We start from the raw sequence: 19596 nt of genomic DNA, 5'->3' as shown, positions 1-19596 counted from the left end.
GTTGGGCGGGGCCGGCGGGCGGGCCCCCGGGGGGGGGGGGGGGGGGGGGGGGGGCCCCCCCCCCCCCGGCGGGGGGGGGCCCGCCCCCCCCCCCCCCCCCCCCCGCGGCGCGGGTACCGATCGCCAGTGGCGCCGTGCGCCATCCCGGGGGCTGGCATCGAGGCGGAACCTGATGGGGAGGCTGCGGCCTCTCTTTTTTTTGGGGTGTTTTGCCGGTCTGGTTCGCGTTCCTGCCGCTGGTTGCCTTAATCGTCCGCCACCTTGCGCGATTTCCATTGGCCGTCGGACTGCTTGCAGAACCATCCACTCCAGTTTTCCTGATCGCTGCCGCGCTTGAGTTCGGTCTTCAGTTGCCGGCATGACTGGCCCTGGTCGGTCTTGCTGCGCACTGGCGTCACGGTGGCGTCGATCTGCTGCCGGCGGCCGGCCGCAGCGAATGTCCACTGCAGGGTTTCGCCTTCGGGGGTGGCGGTGATCGCTTTCTTCACCGTTTGCGCATAGGACGCGGCTTCCTTCTGGCTCATGGTGCCGATGATCGTCCCGCTCAGGAAATGGTCGAAATAGGCCAGCGCGGACGTTGCGCTGCCCAACAGGACGGTGCATGCAAGGGCGTGGCGGAGCTTGAATCGTGGCGTCATGGAAATCCTCTGATAGCGTTACTCGAAAGTCGGGAAACACGCGGGCAAGCAATCGATGCCAGGCAACATCCCGCCGGCACGGGGCTCCGCCCCCGTCACATGCTGCATGTTACAAGCTTGATTCGTGTGCAGTGCATGATTTCGCAGGTGCGCGATGCGCCGTTTCGGTGCCGCCTGCATACGCGCGGCGCGCGTTGACGAAGCCAATTCCATCGCCTAGCTTTGCAGATCAGCTTGTCGCACCCAAGCTGAACAGCGCGGCAAGCGGTCTAGGCCGATGTGCACCCGATGTGCGCTCGACATGTGCCCACGGGCTTGCCACGCTACCTGGCGCTGCCAGGGAAAAACACCTGAAGAAATGGCGGCAATCGGGGAGGGTGCACTGCCCGGCATGCAGCCGAAATCCTGCGGCTGCCCCAATGTGACGAACCGGCCCGAGAGCCGCGCGGAAAGCGGCTTTCAGGCGACTGGGGTTTCAATTTGTTGCAAACGTTGCGCGATCGAAACGTGACTTTCTAGGCTCGAATTGTTAAGGTCCTATTGCGCATTGCAACAAACCCGATACACATTTTGCACCCGGTCCAAACAATGCGCCGCGAGACCCTTCCGGGGCCGCCTTGCCAGCATGCCACCGTTGCTTCTTTCATCCAGGTCGATTGGTGGTCCGCCTTTTGCTGCGGAGCCTTGTCGATCCCCATTGCTTAATCCTGCCTGCCACTGGCATCTATGTCCGAAACCGCCACTTTGCCGTTCGCCAGACCTGTCCAACGCCACTCTGCCGCCCATGCCATTCCTGGCGGCGCGCGCCTGGGCCGATGGTTGTGCGGCGGCCTGCTGGCGGTGTGCGCAGTGGCCGCTCATGCGTTCGACTTCGACACCGTGGCGGTACGTGCGCGCCAGCTCGCCGCAAGCCCTTACAAGGCACCCGCGCAAAACCTGCCGCGGGAGCTGCGAGAGCTGCCTTACGAGCGTTATCGCGAGATCGAGTACAAGCCCGAGCGTTTCCAGTGGCGCAACGCCAAGCTGCCGTTCGAGCTGTCTTTTTTCCACGAAGGCATGGTGTTCGACCAACCAGTGCGCATCAATGAAGTAGTGAGCGGCAGTTCGCGGGAAATCCGCTTCGATCCCGCCGCCTTCAACTATGGACCGCACAAGCTCGACGCCGGCAAGCTCAAGACACTGGGGTTCGCCGGCTTCCGGGTGCTCTATCCGCTCAACAATGCCAAGGGCAAGGACGAAGTCGCGTCGTTCCTGGGCGCCAGCTATTTCCGTGCGCTTGGCAAGGACCAGTGGTACGGGATGTCGGCACGCGGCCTGGCGGTGGATACGGCTCTCAACTCCGGCGAGGAGTTTCCTCGCTTCGTGGAGTACTGGATCGAGCGGCCTTCGCCGGCGGACAAGCAACTGACCATCTATGCGCTGATGGATTCGCGCCGCATGAGCGGGGCCTATCGCTTCGTCATCAGGCCGGGGGCGGAAACGGTCATGGAAGTGAAGTCGCGCCTGTTCCTGCGCGAGAACGTCACCAAGCTGGGACTGGCGCCGCTCACCAGCATGTACCTGTTTGGCGAGAACCAGCCGTCGCCGGTGCCGGACTACCGGCCCGAGGTCCACGATTCCGATGGCCTCTCGGTGCAGCTTGGCACGGGCGAATGGCTGTGGCGTCCGCTGGTCAACCCCAAGCGGCTGCTGGTGACCTCGTTCGCGGCCACCAACCCGCAAGGCTTCGGCCTGATGCAACGGGATCGCAATTTCAGCAGCTACCAGGAAATCGGCGCGTGGTACGAGCGCCGGCCCAGTGCCTGGGTGGAGCCCAAGGGCAACTGGGGGTCGGGCCGGGTCGAGCTGGTGCAGATCCCGACCCCGGATGAAACCAATGACAACATCGTGGCTTTCTGGGTGCCCGACAGCCCGCCGAAGCCCAAGCAGCCATTCGATTTCGAGTATCGCCTTTTGTGGCAGAAGGACGGCGAGAAACAGCCGCCGCTGTCGTGGGTGACACAGACGCGGCGTGGCCAGGGGCTGAGCCGCAAGCAGGACGACACCAGTTTTTCGCTGGTCGTCGATTTTGAAGGCCCGGCCTTCAAGAAACTGGCTGCCAATACCCGGATCGATCCGGTGATTTCGGCCGACAGCAACGGGGAGCTGCTGAACACTTCGACGCAGCGCAATGAGGCAACCGGCGGCTGGCGCATGACCATGATCGTGCGCCGCAAGGACGAGAACAAACCGGTCGAATTGCGCGGCTATCTTCGCAACGGCAATACAACCCTATCCGAGACGTGGAGCTACATCTTACCCCCAGGCTGAAGCGGCACGCCGCCCCGGCGGCGGCGTGCGAGCGCTATCTCGATCGCGTGCCGGTCTCGCCGGACCAGCGCCGCGAGCTGATCAATAGCGTCGCCGCCAGCGGCGGCGCCGACCCGGAGTCCGCCATTCATCTGCTGCAGCAAACACTAACGGGCAAGGACGGCACCCAGGTGCCGGCCGGCGCTGCCTACGGTTCGGTGGGGCGCCGCCTCAACCTGGCCTACGGCGCGCCGCACGTAGCGGGCGAACCGCTGGTGCAGCGCCGTGCCGATGGCACGGTACATATCGATACGGGCCCGGCTCCCGAGCGTGCCTCGATGGTGCCGCGGGCCTGGCCTCCGCATATCGTCAGCGGCTTCCTGCGCAACCTTGGCCGGCGCGTGCTCGGCCGGCCGCCGGCGCCGGAAACATGGGACACCCTGCATGACGGCCCCGACGCCGAGGGCAAGTGGCATCCGGCCGGTGCGCATCGCCGCTGGGTATTGCTGGGCCTGGTGACAGGGCAGACCGCGCTGGCCACCTACTTTATGACCAAGGTGCTGCCTTATCACGGCACCGACGGGCTGGAGATCGCCATACTGGCGCTCTTCGCCATTCTCTTCTCCTGGGTGTCGGCGGGCTTCTGGACCGCCATGATGGGCTTCCTGGTGCTGGCCAAGGGCGGCGACCGCCATCTGATCTCGCGTTCGGCGGCGCTGGATGGCCCCATCGCGGAAGGGGCGCGCACCGCGGTCATCATGCCGATCTGCAACGAAGACGTGAACCGGGTCTTTGCCGGCCTGCGCGCGACCTACGAATCGATGGAACGCACCGGGGAACTGGCGCGTTTCGATTTCTTCGTGCTGTCCGACAGCGGCAATCCGGACCTTCGCACCGCGGAGACCGATGCCTGGATGGAAACCTGCCGTGCGGTCAATGGCTTCGGCCGCATCTTCTACCGCTGGCGCCGTCACCGCGTCAAGCGCAAGACCGGCAACGTAGCCGACTTCTGCCGACGCTGGGGCAGCGCCTACCGCTACATGGTAGTGCTGGACGCCGATAGCGTGATGAGCGGCGAATGCCTGACCACGCTGGTCAGGCTGATGGAAGGCAACCCGGGTGCCGGCATCATCCAGACCGCACCGCTGGCCGTTGGCCGCGAGACCATGTATGCGCGCGTGCAGCAGTTCTCCACGCGCGTGTACGGGCCGCTGTTTACCGCCGGCCTGCATTACTGGCAGCTTGGCGAATCGCACTACTGGGGCCACAACGCCATCATCCGCATCCAGCCCTTCATGGAGCATTGCGCGCTGGCGCCGCTGCCCGGCAAGGGGCCGCTGGCGGGGGAAATCCTGTCGCACGATTTCGTCGAGGCCGCCTTGATGCGCAGGGCAGGGTGGGGCGTATGGATTGCGTACGACCTGGAGGGCTCCTACGAGGAATTGCCGCCGAACCTGCTCGACGAGGTCAAGCGCGACCGCCGCTGGTGCCAGGGCAACCTGATGAACTTCCGCCTGTGGATGAAGCAGGGCTTCCATGCGGTGCACCGTGCCGTGTTCCTCACCGGTGTCATGGCCTACCTGTCGGCGCCGCTGTGGTTCCTGTTCCTGGTGCTGTCGACCATCATGCTGGCCAAGCATGCGCTGGTACCGCCGGAGTATTTCACCCAGCCTTACCAGTTGTTCCCGACCTGGCCCGAATGGCACCCGGAGAAGGCGCTGGCGCTCTTCTCGGCCACCGCCACCTTGCTGTTCCTGCCCAAGATAGCCAGCGTGCTGCTGCTGATGAAGGATTCGCGCAACTATGGTGGCCCGCTGCGTCTGGTGGCATCGATGCTGGTCGAGGTGGTGATGTCGGCCTTGCTGGCGCCGGTGCGCATGCTGTTCCACACGAAATTCGTGGTGGCCGCGTATAGCGGTTGGGGCATTACGTGGAAATCGCCTCCGCGCGAGGATGCGGAGACCACCTGGGGCGAAGCCTTCCGCCGTCACGGCATGCATACCCTGCTAGGCCTGGCCTGGGGTGGGCTGGTGCTGTGGCTGGACCCGAATTTCGTCTGGTGGCTGTTGCCGATCGTCGGCTCGCTGGCATTCTCGATTCCGCTGTCGGTATGGCTGTCGCGGGTTTCGCTTGGCCGCGCGCTGCGCCGTGCCCGGCTGTTCGTGACGCCGGAAGAGGCCACGCTGCCGCGCGAGATGGCGGCCATGCAGAAACACGTGGAGGCCGCTGGCGAGCCTCCGGCATTCATCGATGCCGTGGTGGATCCCGTGACCAATGCACTGATGTGCGCCACCGCCTCGGCCCGCCTGGTGCAGCCGGAGGCCACGCGCCAAGAGCATGCGGCGCTGGTGCAGCAAGCCCTGACCGCGGGCCCGGACGCACTCAGCGCGGCGCAGAAGCATCTGCTGCTGGGAGATCCGTTCGCGCTGGCCCGGTTGCATGAACTGGCCTGGGGTTCCGCGCTGGCGCACCCGGCATGGAAGGAAACGCGCGTGTTGCCACGGCGCGCAGCCAACGTGGTGCCGCTGCGTCCGCGGCTCGCCTGAAGCCGCATGGCTGGATGGCCGGATGCGCGGGAGCGGGGCCGGCCCCGCTCCCGCGCAGGGTACCGGTGCTGCGGGGCAAGGCCCGGAAGGGATCTGGCTAGCGGAGCGCCGAAGAGCAGATCGGCGCGTTGATATAGACATCGCCGACCCGGCGCTCGCGGCGGTCGTTGCGTGTCATATAGCGGAACATCATGGTCACACCGAGCTTGGTGAGGATCTCGACGTCGCGGTTTGCGCAGATATTACGCTGCAACGGCGCGGCGTAGCTGAGCTCGAAGCTGGCAAGGTCCAGCATGGGCCCGCGATATTTGGTCAGTTCAAGCTGGAACAGGATGTGTTTGCCCGGGACCGACTGGCAACGGCGCAGGCGTGTCTCGCCATCGATCTCGATGGGCAGCGCATCGTTGAGCTGGCGGCAGGCGCGCGCCAGTATATTGTCCGGCCGCGCGGTGTTGCGCAGTAGTTCGGGCACGCCGGCGGCACCGGTATTCTGGCCGGTGGCGGCGCCCTTGAGCATTTGCGCCAGCGCATCGGCTTCATCCACCACGACCGGGGCGGATGCGGCGGCCTTGGCCAGCGGCGGTGCCGCGTGCGCGCACTGCGCCCACGGCCAACTGGCCGCGCCGGCGGCCAGGGTAAGCAAAGCAGAAAGCAGTGTGTGTCTTGTTCTCATGCAGGAAAACGTTGCCGGGAACCTTGCCGCTGGCCAGGTTCCCGCGGTGCGTCGGGCTGCGTGATCGTCCGCCCCAGGCGGCCGACAGGCTGGCATTGTACCCTCGGCCTTGCTGCCGTTGAAAGCCATGCTCGCCAGCGGTCCGCGGCGAAGCCGGACCGGAAGCCGCCGGCACGCGCTGGCATCGCCTGGTGCCTCATCACAGTGGCGCGTGCCCGGCCGGGCACGCGCCAGCATCATCGCCGCACGGCGGGCCGAGTGCGCGGCTTGTTACGCTATGCAACAATTACGCCTTTCGCGACACTTGCGCTTTTCAGATTTTTGACGCAACCGGCGCCGGTGGCGGTTCCCCCCGCGGGTCCGGCTGCCTTGTTGTTCCTCAGGATGTTTCGATGACCCGCTCTACCCGCGCGCCACAGGCCGCGCGCTTTCCGCTCTGGCTCCTGGTATGCGCTTCGCTTACCGCGCTGGCCCCGCTTTCGATCGACATGTACTTGCCGAGTTTCCCCGCCCTGGCAGCGGATCTCGGGGTCGATATCGGCCGGGTGCAGCTCACGCTGGGCACCTTCCTGGTGGGGCTGGCAGCGGGGCAGGCCTTCTATGGGCCGATCAGCGACCGCTTCGGACGCAAGCCGCCGCTGTATGCCGGCCTGCTGGTCTATGCGCTTGCGGCGGCCGGCTGCGCGTTGGCCCGCGACGTCGATGGGCTGATGCTGTGGCGTTTCCTGCAGGCCCTGGGCGGCTGCGCAGGCATGGTGATGGCAAGGGCGGTCATTCGCGACAGGCTCGAAGCGCACGAATCCGCGCGCGCCTTTTCTTCGCTGATGCTGGTGATGGGTCTGGCGCCGATCCTGGCGCCGATCATCGGCGGCGCCGTGCTCGGTGTGTTCGGCTGGCGCGCGATCTTCTGGCTGTTGTGCGGGGCCAGCCTGCTGATCCTGTGGTTTGTCCACCGGCATATGGACGAGTCGCTCGACCACGGCAAGGCCATGCCCTTGCATCTGGGGCATGTGCTCTCCAACTACGGAGAACTGTTGCGCGACCGGGGGTTCGTGGGCTATTCGCTGTCGGCAGGGTGTGCCCAGGCGGGGATGTTCGCTTATATCGCGGGTTCGCCGTTCGTACTGATCGAGCTGCATGGCATCGATCCCTCCCATTACGGCTATGTGTTCGGCACCAACGCGCTGGGCCTGATCGCCATGTCCCAGCTCAACGCGCGCCTGGTGCGCAACCGTACGCTCGACCATGTGCTGCGCGGCGCCCTGGTGGCGCCTTGCCTGGCAGGCCTGGCACTGGCCGCGGCCGTGCTGGCCGGGGTGGCACCGTTGCCGGTGCTGCTGGCGGGGTTCTTCGTGTTTATCGCCAGCCTGGGCTGCATCCTGCCCAATGCATCGGCATTGGCCATGGCCCAGCAGGGCCATCGGGCCGGGACAGCTTCGGCGCTGATGGGCACGCTGCAGTTTTCCCTGGGCACGCTGGCGGGCGCCGCGGTCAGCTTCTGGCACGACGGCACGGCATTGCCGCTGGCAGTCGTCATGGGGGCGTGCGGCCTGGGCGCCGTGCTGATGCGGGTCTTCGGCCATGCCGGCGCCACCGCCCAGGGCGCGGGCTGACTGTCGCTGCGAAGGCCTCGCCTGATGACCCGCCGAAGCGGGCCAGGGCTACCGCATGGCGACACGGTCAGGCGGCCGGGCTGTTCTGCAACACCACCAGTTGCGCCGGCATCGGAGCGGAGAAACCCGCCTCGCCAAAGCTCTCGCGGATGACCCGGTTGGTATCGAAATACACCTGCCAGTAGTGATCCGTATGGCAGTACGGGCGGACCGCAAGCACGGGGCCGACCAGCGTGAACTCGAGAATCTCCACGTCCGGCGGCGGCTCGGCCAGCACGTTGGGCAATGCAGCCAGGCGCTCCTTGAGCAGCCTGGCCGCCGCTGCGGGGTCGGTACTGCCGGCCAGCTGCGCTTTCAGTTCGACGCGGCGGTAGGCATTGGCGCTGAAATTCTGGATGGTGTCCGAGAAGATCTTGTTATTGCCGACCACGGTCAGGACATTGTCCGGCGTATCCAGGGTGGTGGCGAACAGGCCGATCTCCCTGACGGTGCCGGTCACCCCTGCCACCGTGACGAAATCCCCGACCTTGAAGGGGCGCAGCACCACCAGGAAGGCGCCCGCGGCGAAGTTGGCCATCAACCCCGACCACGCCATGCCGACGGCGATGCCGGCTGCCGCGATCAGCGCGGCGAAGGTGGTGGTCTGAATGCCGAAATACCCAAGGATGCCGATCACCAGCACGATATTCAGGGTGACCGTGACGATGGATCCGACGTAGCGCAGCAAGGTGGGATCGACCTTCTGCCTGGACAGCGATCCCTGCACCATCCTCACCACGAAGTGGATCAGCCAGCGGCCGATCACCCAGAAGGCCAGGGCGGCGAGGATCTTGACCCCGAATTCCGTCGCATAGGCGACGACTACGTCCTGGAGCTTCTGCAGCGTTGTGGCATCCATCGGGGTCTCCCTTCCTGGCTCGGCAGGTTCGCAAGCGACGAACATCGTGCAGCGGGTGCCCGGGCGCGTTTGGGGGGGCATGGCGCAAAGGCGGGTAACGGATTATTGCTACGCAGCGAGCGGAAGTTCAAGCACAAAATGGACGGCGGGCGCGGGGCGCGCCCGCGCGCATGGCTTGCTGCCGGCGGGCGCGGGGTAGTGCGCGGGAGAGGGGACGGGCAGCGAGCGGATGCCTCCCTCCGCGCCATGCCTTACCAGTTGGTTTCCCGCTCCGGGGTAGCGGAGATGCGGTGCAGGGACAGGTCCGCGCCGTTGTATTCGGATTCGGCGTCGAGCCGGATACCGACCACCTTTTTCAGCGTGCCATAGACCACCGTTCCGCCGGCCAGGGCGATCGCGATGCCAAGCAGCGTGCCCAGGACCTGCGCCACCAGGGAAACACCGCCGATACCGCCGAGCGCCTGGCTGCCGAAGATGCCGGCGGCGATGCCGCCCCAGGCGCCACAGAGCCCGTGCAAGGGCCATACGCCCAGCACATCGTCGATGTGCCACTTGTTCTGGGCCAGCGTAAACAGGTATACGAACAGCACGCCGGCGACGGCGCCGGTCAGCAGCGCGCCCAGCGGGTGCATCAGGTCCGAGCCCGCGCATACCGCCACCAGCCCGGCCAGCGGCCCGTTGTAGGCAAAACCGGGATCGTTGCGGCCCGCCGCCCACGCGGCCAGGGTGCCGCCCGCCATGGCCATCAGGGAGTTGATGGCGACCAGCCCGCTGATCTTGTCCACGGTCTGCGCGCTCATGACATTGAAGCCGAACCAGCCAACCGCCAGCACCCAGGCGCCCAATGCCAGGAACGGGATATTCGACGGGGGGTGCGCGCTGATGCGGCCATCCTTCTGGTAGCGCCCGCGGCGCGCACCCAGCAGCAGGATCGCTGGCAGCGCGATCCAGCCGCCCATCGCATGAACCACGACCGAACCGGCGAAGTCATGGAAGGGCGCACCCGCGACCGAAGCGATCCAGTCCTGCACGCCAAACCGGTTATTCCAGGCAATGCCTTCGAAGAAGGGGTAAACCAGGCCTACCAGGACGAAGGTCGCCACCAATTGAGGGTTGAAGCGCGAGCGCTCGGCGATCCCACCGGAAATAATGGCGGGAATGGCGGCGGCAAACGTCGCCAGGAAAAAGAATTTCACCAGCTCATATCCGCTTCTTTGCGCCAGCGTCTGCGCGCTGGTCATGAATTCGACGCCATAGGCCACGGTGTAGCCAATAAAGAAATAGGCGATGGTCGAAACCGCGAAATCCACCAGTATCTTGACCAGGGCATTGACCTGGTTCTTCTTGCGCACCGTGCCGAGTTCGAGAAATGCAAAACCCGCGTGCATGGCAAGCACCATGATCGCCCCTAGCAGGATGAACAGGGCATCGGTGCCGCTCTTCCAGTTGTCCATACAATCCTCATGCTCAAAATGGGAGCACTGGCACGCAAAAAGTATTCCAGACTGGGGCGTGACCATGAAAAATATGCACCGCCTTGGTGGGTTTTGCACCGGATTGTCGCGCCGGCCACGGCAACGGCACGGTTGTCCGGGCGATGCATGTGTCGCAATCCCGATAGCGGACGAGAGGGCACCAGGCATCGAGCCGCGCCAAAATGGAGAAAAGCCCCGAATTGGGGCGTGCCGGGCGTGCTGTCATGCACCATAATGGGACGCCAGAACCGGCTTTGCCCAAAAATCGGGCCGCCGTTGCGCATGCCGGCAAGCGGTCTCGGCGCCACCTCGATGCCGCTTGCTTCCATCGACCTGGCGATCGCAGGGGCCGCCCCTGCGTGGCGCGCGACACCTCCTCCGCGTACGGCTGTTCGAATTCACTGCTACCGTCGACCAGCGCATTTGAAAGCGGGGAACAGGCGGGTAAATTCCCCGCAAAGGCGCTTGACTGAAGGATTTGCGGCTTTTTTCGTTGCATTGGTGCCACTGGGGATTGCCCAATGCGTAAAGCGCAGATTAGACTGCGCCGATCGGTAATTTGCCGTGTGGCAGACACTCCGATCAAGACGACCAACAAGGGAAATCAGCCATGAATAAAGGTGAACTGGTATCTGCCATCGCCGCTGACGCGGAACTGAGCAATGCTGCAGCAGAGCGGGCGCTGAATGCGGCTCTGGACAACATTAAGAAGGCGGTTGCCAAGGGTGATTCGGTAACGCTGGTGGGTTTCGGCAGCTTCAGCTCGGGTAAGCGCGCCGCGCGTACCGGCCGTAATCCGCGTACCGGCGAAACCATCAAGATTCCGGCCGCAAAGACAGTCAAGTTCTCTGCCGGCCAAGGTTTCAAGGACGCCGTGAACAAGAAGAAGTAATCAGTCCGCGCTGTGAGCGCAGATGGAAGGGCGGCCCGAAAGGCCGCTTTTTTATTGGCGCCAGCGCGCGCCGGGACGTGCTGCGGTGCAAGGCACGGCGGTCGTTCCGGGTTAAACTGCAGGACGTCGGCGCCAGTCTTTCGATCCGCTTCGCGGGTCCGCCGGATAGCCCCCAGATTCCGGATTCCATCATGAACGACCTGTCCCACCAGCTTTCCATGACCGTGCTGATGACGCCGGACATGGCCAATTTCTCAGGCAATGTACACGGTGGCACCATCCTCAAGTACCTCGACATGGTGGCCTATGCCTGTGCCAGCCGCTACGCCGGGCGCTATGTGGTCACGCTTTCGGTCGACCAGGTGATGTTCCGCCAGCCTATCCATGTTGGCGAGCTGGTGACCTTCCTGGCGGCGGTCAACTTCACCGGCCGCAGCTCCATGGAGATCGGCATCAAGGTGATTACGGAGAACATTCGCAGCAAGCTGGTACGCCATACCAATAGCTGCTACTTCACCATGGTGGCCGTCGATGACAATGGCGCTCCGGCCGAAGTCCCGCCCCTGCAGCCGCGCGACGAAGTCGAGCGCCAGCGCTTCGCGGCGGCGCAGCTGCGCCGGCAATTGCGCCAGGAGATGGAAAAGCGGCACGACGAAATCACGGGCAAGGTGTCCTGAGGTGGGGCACGCATTCATGCAGACCGTTTTTTTTCGCAGGCCCGCCGGGTTGCTGACGGCCGCCCTGGTGCCCCTGGCTTTGCTGGCACCTGCCGCGCATGCCGAGGAGATCGGCAGCGTCAGTACCAATTTCCGCATGACCGGTTCGGACAAGGTCGTGATCGAAGCCTATGACGATCCGCTGGTCGACGGCGTGACATGCTACGTATCGCGCGCCCGCACCGGTGGCATCAAAGGGTCGCTGGGCATGGCCGAGGATCCGCCCGAAGCGTCCATCGCCTGCCGCCAGGTGGGGCCGATCTCGTTCAAGGGGCCACTGCGCCAGCAGGACAATGTGTTCTCCGAGCGCATGTCGATCCTGTTCAAGGCCCTGCATGTGGTGCGCACGGTCGACCGCAAGCGCAATACCCTGGTCTATCTGACCTACTCCGATCGGCTTGTCTCCGGCAGCCCGCAGAACAGCGTGACGGCAGTGCCGGTGGCGGCGAGCACGCCGATTCCGGTCAAGTAAGGCGGGCAGCCAAGGGGGGAGGCAATCCCCCGTAACCACGATATCCAGGAGAAGACAGCATGAGCGAGCAAGGCAAGGTTGCGCTGGTGACAGGCGCCGCGCGCGGCATCGGCAAGGCGGTGGCACAGGCGCTGCTGGCGGCGGGCTACCGCGTGGTGTTTGCCGGACGCACCGCCGAGCCGCTGCAGGCGCTGGTGGCGCAAGCCAGGGCCGATGGCCATACGGCCCTGGCGGTGCAGTGCGACGTCAGCGATCCCGCCTCGGTGGAACATCTCTTCGCGCAGATCCGCGAAACGTTTGGCCGGCTCGACGTGCTGTTCAACAATGCCGGCATCAATGCGCCGGCAGTGCCGATCGACGAATTGCCGGTGGAGCAATGGAAGGCCGTGCTGGACACCAACCTGACCGGCGTCTTCCTGTGCTCGCGCGCAGCCTTTGCGCTGATGAAGTCGCAGAGCCCGCGCGGCGGCCGCATCATCAACAATGGCTCGATCTCGGCGCACGCGCCGCGCCCCAATACGCTTCCCTACACGGCGACCAAGCACGCCATCACCGGCCTGACCAAGAGCCTTTCGCTCGATGGCCGCGCCTTCGATATCGCCTGCGGGCAGATCGACATCGGCAACGCGGCCACCGACATGGCCGCGCGCATGGCCCGCGGCGTGCCTCAGGCCAATGGCGAGATTGCGCCGGAGCCACTGATGGATGTGGCGCACGTGGCCAGTTCGGTGGTCCATATGGCCAACCTGCCGCTCGACGCCAATGTGCAGTTCATGACCGTGATGGCGACCAAAATGCCATTCGTCGGGCGCGGCTGAATGCCGCACGGCCACCTTGCGCGGGCAAGGTGGTTGCCACACGGCGCTATGGCGCTTATGGCGCTTGCCTGACCGGCGGCGTCAGCGCTTCGCGTTCGGCCCGGCAGTCGCCGGCGGGCTTCAACCCCTTGGCGCGGACGTCAGCCAGTTCCGAGCTGGCCGCCGCCAGGTCGGCGCGGAAGGCGGGGTCGGCATGGAGGCGCGCCACGGCGGCCGCGCCCATGATGCGGCCCTGCATCGCGTCGCTTTGCCAGTGCACATTGCAGACCAGCCGGCTTTGCCCATAGGCCAGCCCGCGCGCCAGCACGGCATCGGACTGCTGGGGTGCGATTTCGGCCAGGATCAGCGCCCATGCCCATCCCACGGCGTTATGCCCGGAAGGGTAGGACCCATCCTTGGCGAGCTTGGCCTCCTCGTCCGGCGTACAGGTCGGCTGATGGTTGACCATGAAGGGCCGGGCGCGCGCATATTTGTCTTTCACCCCATAGGTCGACAATCCCGCATCGGCCAGGGTGCGGCGCAGCAGCAGATAGAGCCTGGGCGTCTGTTCCTGCGATACCGGTGCGTCGAGCGCGCAGGAGAAGACATCGGCGGCCTGCGGGAATTTCAGGTTGGCATCCCTGGCCGCCAGCTGCCAGCGCGGAGTGCCGCGCAGGGGCAGGTTGCCCCGCGCGATCTCGTCGTCCAGGGCTTGCGCGGCCGAGCCGGGCGCCGGTGGCGGCGGCACCAGGCGCAGGCTGTCGGGCCGTGCCTGCGCCGGCAGGTAGCCGGCGAGAATGCCCGGGCGGATCTCCGGCACGGGCGCTGCCGCGCTGCCTGGTTCCTGGCTGGCGCAGCCGGCTGCGAGCAGCACGGCCAGGGCGGACAAGGCAGCAGGCCGGCCGGGGCGCGGCATGCGATACCTGGGTGAATGACTTGCTTGCATCTGTCTGGTTTCCTGTGATCCCCGCCGGACCGGCGTGGTACCGGTGAGCCCGGCCGCCGCGTTCCCGCTCACCGCGGCCGGATTGCAATGCCGGCTGGCCAAGACGCAGGTAAACGCTCAGCCAGCCGCTTCAAACATCTTGCGCAGCGTCGATTTGAGGATTTTGCCGTTGGCATTGCGCGGCAGCATGTCGGGGCAGAAAACGATCCGCACCGGCACCTTGAACGCCGCCAGCCGTTCTCCCACGAAAGCCTGCAATTCCGCCTCGGTGGCCTGCGCGCCTGGCTTCAGGCTGACCACGGCCGCGGGTTCTTCGCCCAGCGTGCGGTGGGGGATGCCGACGAGCGCCGCGTCCATCACCGCCGGGTGATCGTAGAGCGCGCTTTCCACCTCGATGCAGTAGATGTTCTCGCCACCGCGGATCAGCATGTCCTTCATGCGATCGACGATGTAGACGAAGCCTTCCTCGTCCAGCCTGGCGATGTCGCCGGTTTTCAGCCAGCCGCCGATAAAGGTCTGCGCGGTGGCTTCCGGCTTGTTCCAGTAGCCGCGCACTACGTTGGCGCCGCGCACCATCAGCTCGCCGGTCTCGCCGGTGGGCAGGGTGCGGCCGCGTCCGTCCACGACCTTCATTTCGCCGATGGGCAATGCCGGGCCGCCGCTTTCCGGGCGCTCCACATATTCCTCTGCACTGTGGCTGGTGAAGGTGGCGGAGGTCTCGGTCATACCCCAGCCGATGCCCGGGGCCGAATGCGGAAACACCTCCGTGATGCGGCGCACCAGTTCGGCCGACGCCGGCGCACCGCCGTAATTGACGTTCTCCAGCGAGGACAGGTCGAAGCGCGAGCGTTCCGGATGCTCGATGATCTGCCAGGCGATGGTCGGCACGCCGCCGGCCGCCGTGCAGCGCTCGCGCTCGATCAGCCCCATGGCGCGCACCACGTCCCAGCGGTGCATCAGGACGATCTTGCCGCCGGTGGCCAGTGCGCCGTTGAGTACCGCCATGCAGCCGGTGACGTGGAAGAACGGGACCGACAGCAGCATGCCCTTTTGCGGCGCGGCGGGGTCGGGCGCCGGAATGGCTTCGCCGCGGCGCAGGCAGTTGCGCATGGGGCTGAATGCGCTGGCGACAGCCACGGAAGCGGCGTTGCGGTGGGTGCCGAGCGCGCCCTTGGGCTTGCCGGTGGTGCCCGACGTATAGAAGATCGTGGCGTCGTCATCGGCGTCGAGCGGCACTTCGGGCATCGGCAGTCCGGGCAGCGAGGCCCATTGGTCCGGCGTGCCGATCAGGCCTTCCAGCGCGGCGATGCGCGTGTCGCCGTGGGGCGCGGCAGCGCGGCTGACGTAGATCTTCTCCAGCGCGGGGCAGCCCGGCAGGTGCTCCAGGATGCGGCCCAGGCGCTCGTCGTCAACGAGCGCGACCTTGCTGCCGGAGTCTGCCAGGCCGTACTCCAGTTCGGCCCCGGTCCACCATGCATTGAGCGGCGTGACGATGGCGCCCGTCAGCAGGGCGCCATAGAAGATCGCCGGCCATTCGGGCAGGTTGCGCATGGCCAGCGCGACGCGATCGCCCTTGCGCACGCCGTCGCGCATCAGCGCATGGGCGATGGTCAGTGCGGCACGGGCGAATGCGTCATAGGAGACGCGCTCGTCCTCGTAGACCACGAAGGTCTTGTCGCCCTGCGCGCGGGCCTGCAGGAAGAGCTCGCGCAGGGTGGGCGGCGCGTTTTTCCAGACCGTGGTGGAAATGCCCCGGATCACGCGCGTTTCGGTTTCGAAAGGCGAGCCGGGTGCGGTAAGGCGGGCGTGTGCCTCGGCCAGGCTGATAGCCGGCCAGGCCGAAGCGGTTTGCGTATGGTTCGACATCGATGCCTCCCTGACTGCATGGCAGGATAGGCGCCGCTCAGGCATGACGGCGCAGCGCCGGGCCGGCACGCGCCTTGGCGGCAATGCGTGCGGGCCCGGTACGCCGGCGGTCAGGATTCAGGCCTTGAGCGCGCCCCGTAAGGGAACAGCAGGTGTGGCGCGGTTCAGATCGTGACGCCGCCGTCCACCACCATGGCCTGGCCGGTCATGAAGGTGCTGGCACTGGAGGCCAGGAACACCGCGGCACCGGCAATCTCCACCGGCTCGCCGATGCGGCGCAGCGGTGCGCCCTGGGTCGATAGCTTGTAGCGCTCCGGGTCTTCCCACAGCGCGCGGGCGAAATCGGTGCGGATCAGCCCGGGGGCGATGCAGTTCACGCGCACATTGTGCGGACCGAATTCCACGGCCAGGTTGCGCGCCAGCTGGAAGTCGGCCGCCTTCGACACGTTGTACACGCCGATGGTGGGCGAACCGCGCAGGCCGCCGATGGACGACACGATGATGATCGAGCCGTCCTTGCGCTCGATCATTTGCGGCGCCACCATCTGGATCAACCAGTGGTTGGAGATTACGTTGTTGTCCAGCACCTTGCGGAACTGTTCGTCGGTGACGCCGCTCATCGGGCCATAGTACGGATTCGATGCGGCGTTGCAGACCAGCACGTCGATCTTGCCGAAGGTGCGGTTGGTCTCGTCGACCAGGCGCTGGAGATCCTCCTTGGAGGAGATATTGGCGGGCACGGCGATGGCGGTGCCGGCGCCGTGCTTTGCGTTGATGGCATCGACCACTTCCTGGCAGGCCTCGGCCTTGCGCGAGGAAATCACGACTTTGGCGCCCTGAACCGCCATCTGCTCGGCAATGGCGCGGCCGATGCCGCGCGATGAGCCGGTGACGATGGCAACCTTGCCGCTCAGATCGAACAATGACATGCGTGTCTCCTGGTGTTCTGGTGTCCGGGTCCTCGCGGGGCGGGACCGGATGTTCTGTGAATACGCTGTCGAAACGTGGGTGCAATCGCCGTGCTGAATGCTACATGCTGCACAGCGGTACTTGCTGCGCGTTCCGGTGCGTGCTGGCGCTGCCAGGTTTGGCAGTTCTACCGCCCGGTACATTATGGTTGGGCAGGATCGCTCAGTCCACACACAAATAGGCGGGCCGCCGGGCTTATCAGAGTTTTTTCTGTTGGCAATTCACGCGGTGCATGATGTCGGCCTGTGAGGCGGGAAAGGGTATCCTTGCTGCGGCGCATCGGTCTCGCCGCTGGTGGACAGGCCGGCAAAGCCGCACGCATCGGCAAAACAGACAAGATAGAAGAAGGAACAGGCTTCATGCTTTGGCAGATCAGGAACACCGAGGTCTCCCTGCTCGGCTCGATCCACGTCCTGGATGCGCCCCTGTCGGCGCTGGATCCTGCCGCGGAACAGGCATACCGCGCGGCGGCGCGCGTTGTGTTCGAGGTAGCGCTGGACCAGGCGCCGGATTCGGGGCCCGCCTATTTTCCGGATGGCGATCAGCTTAGCCGGCACTTGCCGCACGCCGCGTTCGAGCAGGTGCGCGCGCTGTGGCTTGGTCATGGCCTGCCCGTCGCGGAGCTGGAGCGCCTGCGGCCCGTGTTTGCGGCGATGCACCTGCAGTTCGCGCTGGCCGCCCGGCACGGCATCCTGGCCGAGCATGGCGTCGACCGCTATCTGTGGCTGCGGGCAGCCGCCGATGGCCGGCTTACGGATGGGCTGGAGGACGGCAACGAAGCGCTGCGCATGCTGCAGGCGGTACCGCTGGCCGAGCAGGTCGCGATGCTGATGTTCTTCGCCGGGCAGCCCGGGCTTGCCGCCGCGGAACCGGCCGATATGGTGCGCTGGTGGCGGCAAGGCCGCGCCGAGCCGTTCGCCGCCTTGCTTGCACAGCGCCGCAAGCAGTGGCCGCAGACACTGGCGGCCCTGGTCGACGCACGCAACCGGCAATGGCTGCCGAAGATCCTGGCGCTGGCGGCGGATCGCGTGCCCACCCTGATCGTAGCGGGCGCGCTGCACCTGGTGGGCGAGACGGGCTTGCCGGCGCTACTCGCGGCGGCTGGTTTCGAGGTCCGGCCCGCGCTCTCCGGCGTCGATGCCTAGGCTGTCCGCCGTGCCTGCATGAGCGGCGGCAACAGCAGCGCCAGATCTTCCTGGCCGGAGCGGTCGAGCGCCAGGCCGAAGCTGTCCGCCAGCGTTTCGATGATCTCGGCGGGGGTGGCCAGTTGCCGGCGCTGCACGCTCCCGTCGCCGGCGCGCACGGCAAAGTCGCCGTTGATCATCGTGAGCCGGCGATCGTCTTGCGAGCGCGCCACGGTCAGCGCATTGCGGAACAGGCTGTCGGGATGGGTGGAGGTGTACCAGTTGCGGGGCTCATAGTCGATTGCCTGCTGGGGCGAAAGATCGAATCGGTAGAGCTTGAGCCAACCGTCCGCGCCGCGGACTTCCAGGTCGTAGAGATGAAAGGCGGCGCCCGGCGCCTCCACCGTCGCCAGGCGGTATGGGAACGACGCGTCCGCATCCCCCGCGGGTGGCAGCGGCATGGCGCGATAGGGCGTAGGCCCGCCAAAACCTACATCGACGATATAGCTGTGATGCGCCGCTTCCACGCGCAACAGCATATGTGATTGCATGGTCGGCACATCGTCGGGGACATGCCAGCGCACGCGCGCCGCGAGCAGGGTGACGGCATAGCCAAGGGCGCCAAGCGCAGCCGCCAGCAGGGTGTTCTGCTCGAAGCAGTACCCGCCGCGCGCATTGACCACCAGCTTGTCGAAGACCGCGTCGAGGCCAATGCGGATCGGGCGCCGCAGCAGGACATCGATATTTTCAAAGGGAATATGCGCCAGGTGCGCGGCGATCAGGCTGTCGAGCGTGGCAAGGTCCGGCTGGCCGGGCGGCGCATGGCCAATGCGGTCGAGGTAGGCTTGCAGGCGGGTGCTGTCGAGTATGGACATGGCGGCGATGGCTTGTGTGCCGGTGCCATTCTGCTGCCGGCACCGGCTGAACTTCCAACGTTCTGAAGGAGGCGGTGCGCTCAGGCCACCGCCAGCAATGCCGGCAGATCGAGCAGTTCGATGTCGGCGTAGTGCAGTTGGAGCAGGCCGCGCGCTTCGAGTTCGCGCAGGGCCTGGTTGACGGTCTGGCGCGAGAGGCCGAGCATCTGGCCGAGTTGCTCCTGTGGAATGTGTACGGAGCGCCGCTCCAGGCCGGGCAGGTTTCCATAGGCCTGGGCAATGGCCACCAGCCGGCGCGCGGTACGCGCCAGCGGCGGCAGCAACTGCGCTTCTTCCACGTAATGGAAGGCCTCGCGGGTCTTGGCCGCCAGCAGCTTGCCGAATTCGCGCCACCATTCCGGATGCGCGGCCAGCATGGCGTAGAGCTTGTCGCTGTGCAGGTGCAGCACGGTGGCCGCGCTGGTGGCGCGGGCGTCGTGCGTGCGCGCCAGCCCGTCGAACAGGCAGATCTCGCCAAACCAGCTGCCCGGCTCCAGCAGGCCGAGCAAGGCCGCCTTGCCCGATGCGCTGTGGGCATCGATCTGCAGCGTGCCGGCAACCACGCCATAGATGCCGTCGAAGGCGTCGCCGCGGGTGAACAGCAGCTGGCCGGTGGACAGCTTGCGCGTGATGGCATCGCGCAGCAGGACTAGCTGCAGCGGAGCGGGCAGGGAGCCAAACCAGCTGCCGCCACGCAACACGCGCAGCGGATCGGGCGCCGGCTCCTGCCGCGCGCGGGGCATTGCGCTCATCTTTGTCTCCTGCATC

Annotated in this window: 17 protein-coding genes; 8 read left to right on the top strand and 9 right to left on the bottom strand. The window is 66.0% G+C overall.

What is annotated here, in order from left to right; translation table 11 throughout:
• Positions 1 to 245: 245 nt before the first annotated feature.
• Complete coding sequence (locus AC3FOF_RS22325; RefSeq protein ID WP_017230916.1) at positions 246 to 638, bottom strand: RT0821/Lpp0805 family surface protein; 393 nt, start codon at positions 636 to 638, stop codon at positions 246 to 248.
• Between the two features lie 726 nt (positions 639 to 1364).
• Here AC3FOF_RS22325 and AC3FOF_RS22320 point away from each other — a divergent pair.
• Positions 1365 to 2948 (top strand): glucan biosynthesis protein G, encoded by a 1584-nt coding sequence (locus AC3FOF_RS22320; protein ID WP_488727811.1) that lies wholly within the window; start codon positions 1365 to 1367, stop codon positions 2946 to 2948.
• Positions 2945 to 5473, top strand: a complete 2529-nt coding sequence (gene mdoH, locus AC3FOF_RS22315) for a glucans biosynthesis glucosyltransferase MdoH (RefSeq protein WP_430869653.1) — start codon at positions 2945 to 2947, stop codon at positions 5471 to 5473. Before AC3FOF_RS22320 ends, mdoH begins: the two co-directional genes overlap by 4 nt.
• 97 nt (positions 5474 to 5570) lie before the next feature.
• Here mdoH and AC3FOF_RS22310 read toward each other — a convergent pair whose 3' ends face one another.
• Positions 5571 to 6146 (bottom strand): hypothetical protein, encoded by a 576-nt coding sequence (locus AC3FOF_RS22310; protein ID WP_276265208.1) that lies wholly within the window; start codon positions 6144 to 6146, stop codon positions 5571 to 5573.
• Between the two features lie 392 nt (positions 6147 to 6538).
• Here AC3FOF_RS22310 and AC3FOF_RS22305 point away from each other — a divergent pair, with 392 nt between their 5' ends.
• Positions 6539 to 7759, top strand: coding sequence for a Bcr/CflA family multidrug efflux MFS transporter (locus AC3FOF_RS22305; RefSeq protein ID WP_017226626.1), 1221 nt, complete (start codon positions 6539 to 6541; stop codon positions 7757 to 7759).
• A 67-nt stretch (positions 7760 to 7826) separates the two neighbouring features.
• Here the strand turns inward: AC3FOF_RS22305 and AC3FOF_RS22300 are convergent, their stop codons facing one another.
• Both AC3FOF_RS22300 and AC3FOF_RS22295 read right to left on the bottom strand, forming a co-directional pair.
• Positions 7827 to 8657: a mechanosensitive ion channel family protein gene (locus AC3FOF_RS22300; RefSeq protein ID WP_017226625.1), complete on the bottom strand. Its 831-nt coding sequence runs from the start codon at positions 8655 to 8657 to the stop codon at positions 7827 to 7829.
• A 251-nt stretch (positions 8658 to 8908) separates the two neighbouring features.
• Positions 8909 to 10111, bottom strand: a complete 1203-nt coding sequence (locus AC3FOF_RS22295; RefSeq protein WP_488727810.1) for an ammonium transporter — start codon at positions 10109 to 10111, stop codon at positions 8909 to 8911.
• A 631-nt stretch (positions 10112 to 10742) separates the two neighbouring features.
• Here AC3FOF_RS22295 and AC3FOF_RS22290 point away from each other — a divergent pair.
• The 4 genes from AC3FOF_RS22290 to AC3FOF_RS22275 all read left to right on the top strand — a co-directional run bounded on the left by AC3FOF_RS22290 (position 10743) and on the right by AC3FOF_RS22275 (position 13030).
• Entirely contained in the window at positions 10743 to 11024 is a 282-nt protein-coding gene (locus AC3FOF_RS22290) for an HU family DNA-binding protein (RefSeq protein ID WP_017226623.1), read from the top strand.
• A 191-nt stretch (positions 11025 to 11215) separates the two neighbouring features.
• On the top strand, positions 11216 to 11701 hold the full coding sequence (locus AC3FOF_RS22285; RefSeq protein WP_017226622.1) for an acyl-CoA thioesterase: 486 nt from the start codon (positions 11216 to 11218) through the stop codon (positions 11699 to 11701).
• Positions 11702 to 11717: 16 nt separating this feature from the next.
• Positions 11718 to 12212 (top strand): CreA family protein, encoded by a 495-nt coding sequence (locus tag AC3FOF_RS22280; protein ID WP_051078461.1) that lies wholly within the window; start codon positions 11718 to 11720, stop codon positions 12210 to 12212.
• Between the two features lie 59 nt (positions 12213 to 12271).
• A complete protein-coding gene (locus AC3FOF_RS22275) occupies positions 12272 to 13030 on the top strand; it encodes an SDR family oxidoreductase (protein ID WP_276265205.1) in 759 nt (252 codons plus the stop codon).
• Positions 13031 to 13085: 55 nt separating this feature from the next.
• On the opposite strand, the gene AC3FOF_RS22270 is transcribed toward AC3FOF_RS22275, so the two are convergent.
• The 3 genes from AC3FOF_RS22270 to AC3FOF_RS22260 form a co-directional block, all read right to left on the bottom strand.
• Entirely contained in the window at positions 13086 to 13955 is an 870-nt protein-coding gene (locus AC3FOF_RS22270) for an acid phosphatase (RefSeq protein ID WP_488727809.1), read from the bottom strand.
• A gap of 117 nt (positions 13956 to 14072) precedes the next feature.
• On the bottom strand, positions 14073 to 15821 hold the full coding sequence (locus tag AC3FOF_RS22265; protein ID WP_488727808.1) for a class I adenylate-forming enzyme family protein: 1749 nt from the start codon (positions 15819 to 15821) through the stop codon (positions 14073 to 14075).
• 164 nt (positions 15822 to 15985) lie between these two features.
• A complete protein-coding gene (locus AC3FOF_RS22260) occupies positions 15986 to 16750 on the bottom strand; it encodes an SDR family oxidoreductase (RefSeq protein ID WP_276265202.1) in 765 nt (254 codons plus the stop codon).
• 399 nt (positions 16751 to 17149) lie between these two features.
• Here AC3FOF_RS22260 and AC3FOF_RS22255 point away from each other — a divergent pair, with 399 nt between their 5' ends.
• Positions 17150 to 17935 (top strand): TraB/GumN family protein, encoded by a 786-nt coding sequence (locus tag AC3FOF_RS22255; RefSeq protein ID WP_276265201.1) that lies wholly within the window; start codon positions 17150 to 17152, stop codon positions 17933 to 17935.
• On the opposite strand, the gene AC3FOF_RS22250 is transcribed toward AC3FOF_RS22255, so the two are convergent.
• Together AC3FOF_RS22250 and AC3FOF_RS22245 are read right to left on the bottom strand one after the other, a co-directional pair.
• Positions 17932 to 18789: an arylamine N-acetyltransferase family protein gene (locus tag AC3FOF_RS22250; RefSeq protein ID WP_276265200.1), complete on the bottom strand. Its 858-nt coding sequence runs from the start codon at positions 18787 to 18789 to the stop codon at positions 17932 to 17934. The genes AC3FOF_RS22255 and AC3FOF_RS22250 overlap by 4 nt on opposite strands.
• A gap of 80 nt (positions 18790 to 18869) precedes the next feature.
• Positions 18870 to 19580, bottom strand: a complete 711-nt coding sequence (locus AC3FOF_RS22245; protein ID WP_276265199.1) for a Crp/Fnr family transcriptional regulator — start codon at positions 19578 to 19580, stop codon at positions 18870 to 18872.
• Between the last annotated feature and the right edge of the window lie 16 nt (positions 19581 to 19596).

Source organism: Cupriavidus sp. 96C5-1, assembly GCF_057798855.1.
Note: the sequence above shows the minus strand (reverse complement) of the source record. Positions and strands in the feature narration are given on the sequence as shown.

Excerpts from the sequence above, each read along its gene's own strand:
- AC3FOF_RS22325 (WP_017230916.1), bottom strand. The coding sequence starts at position 638 with ATGACGCCACGATTCAAGCTCCGCCACGCCCTTGCATGCACCGTCCTG.
- AC3FOF_RS22320 (WP_488727811.1), top strand. The coding sequence starts at position 1,365 with ATGTCCGAAACCGCCACTTTGCCGTTCGCCAGACCTGTCCAACGCCAC.
- AC3FOF_RS22310 (WP_276265208.1), bottom strand. The coding sequence starts at position 6,146 with ATGAGAACAAGACACACACTGCTTTCTGCTTTGCTTACCCTGGCCGCC.
- AC3FOF_RS22305 (WP_017226626.1), top strand. The coding sequence starts at position 6,539 with ATGACCCGCTCTACCCGCGCGCCACAGGCCGCGCGCTTTCCGCTCTGG.
- AC3FOF_RS22300 (WP_017226625.1), bottom strand. The coding sequence starts at position 8,657 with ATGGATGCCACAACGCTGCAGAAGCTCCAGGACGTAGTCGTCGCCTAT.
- AC3FOF_RS22295 (WP_488727810.1), bottom strand. The coding sequence starts at position 10,111 with ATGGACAACTGGAAGAGCGGCACCGATGCCCTGTTCATCCTGCTAGGG.
- AC3FOF_RS22290 (WP_017226623.1), top strand. The coding sequence starts at position 10,743 with ATGAATAAAGGTGAACTGGTATCTGCCATCGCCGCTGACGCGGAACTG.
- AC3FOF_RS22285 (WP_017226622.1), top strand. The coding sequence starts at position 11,216 with ATGAACGACCTGTCCCACCAGCTTTCCATGACCGTGCTGATGACGCCG.
- AC3FOF_RS22280 (WP_051078461.1), top strand. The coding sequence starts at position 11,718 with ATGCAGACCGTTTTTTTTCGCAGGCCCGCCGGGTTGCTGACGGCCGCC.
- AC3FOF_RS22275 (WP_276265205.1), top strand. The coding sequence starts at position 12,272 with ATGAGCGAGCAAGGCAAGGTTGCGCTGGTGACAGGCGCCGCGCGCGGC.
- AC3FOF_RS22270 (WP_488727809.1), bottom strand. The coding sequence starts at position 13,955 with ATGCAAGCAAGTCATTCACCCAGGTATCGCATGCCGCGCCCCGGCCGG.
- AC3FOF_RS22265 (WP_488727808.1), bottom strand. The coding sequence starts at position 15,821 with ATGTCGAACCATACGCAAACCGCTTCGGCCTGGCCGGCTATCAGCCTG.
- AC3FOF_RS22260 (WP_276265202.1), bottom strand. The coding sequence starts at position 16,750 with ATGTCATTGTTCGATCTGAGCGGCAAGGTTGCCATCGTCACCGGCTCA.
- AC3FOF_RS22255 (WP_276265201.1), top strand. The coding sequence starts at position 17,150 with ATGCTTTGGCAGATCAGGAACACCGAGGTCTCCCTGCTCGGCTCGATC.
- AC3FOF_RS22250 (WP_276265200.1), bottom strand. The coding sequence starts at position 18,789 with ATGTCCATACTCGACAGCACCCGCCTGCAAGCCTACCTCGACCGCATT.
- AC3FOF_RS22245 (WP_276265199.1), bottom strand. The coding sequence starts at position 19,580 with ATGAGCGCAATGCCCCGCGCGCGGCAGGAGCCGGCGCCCGATCCGCTG.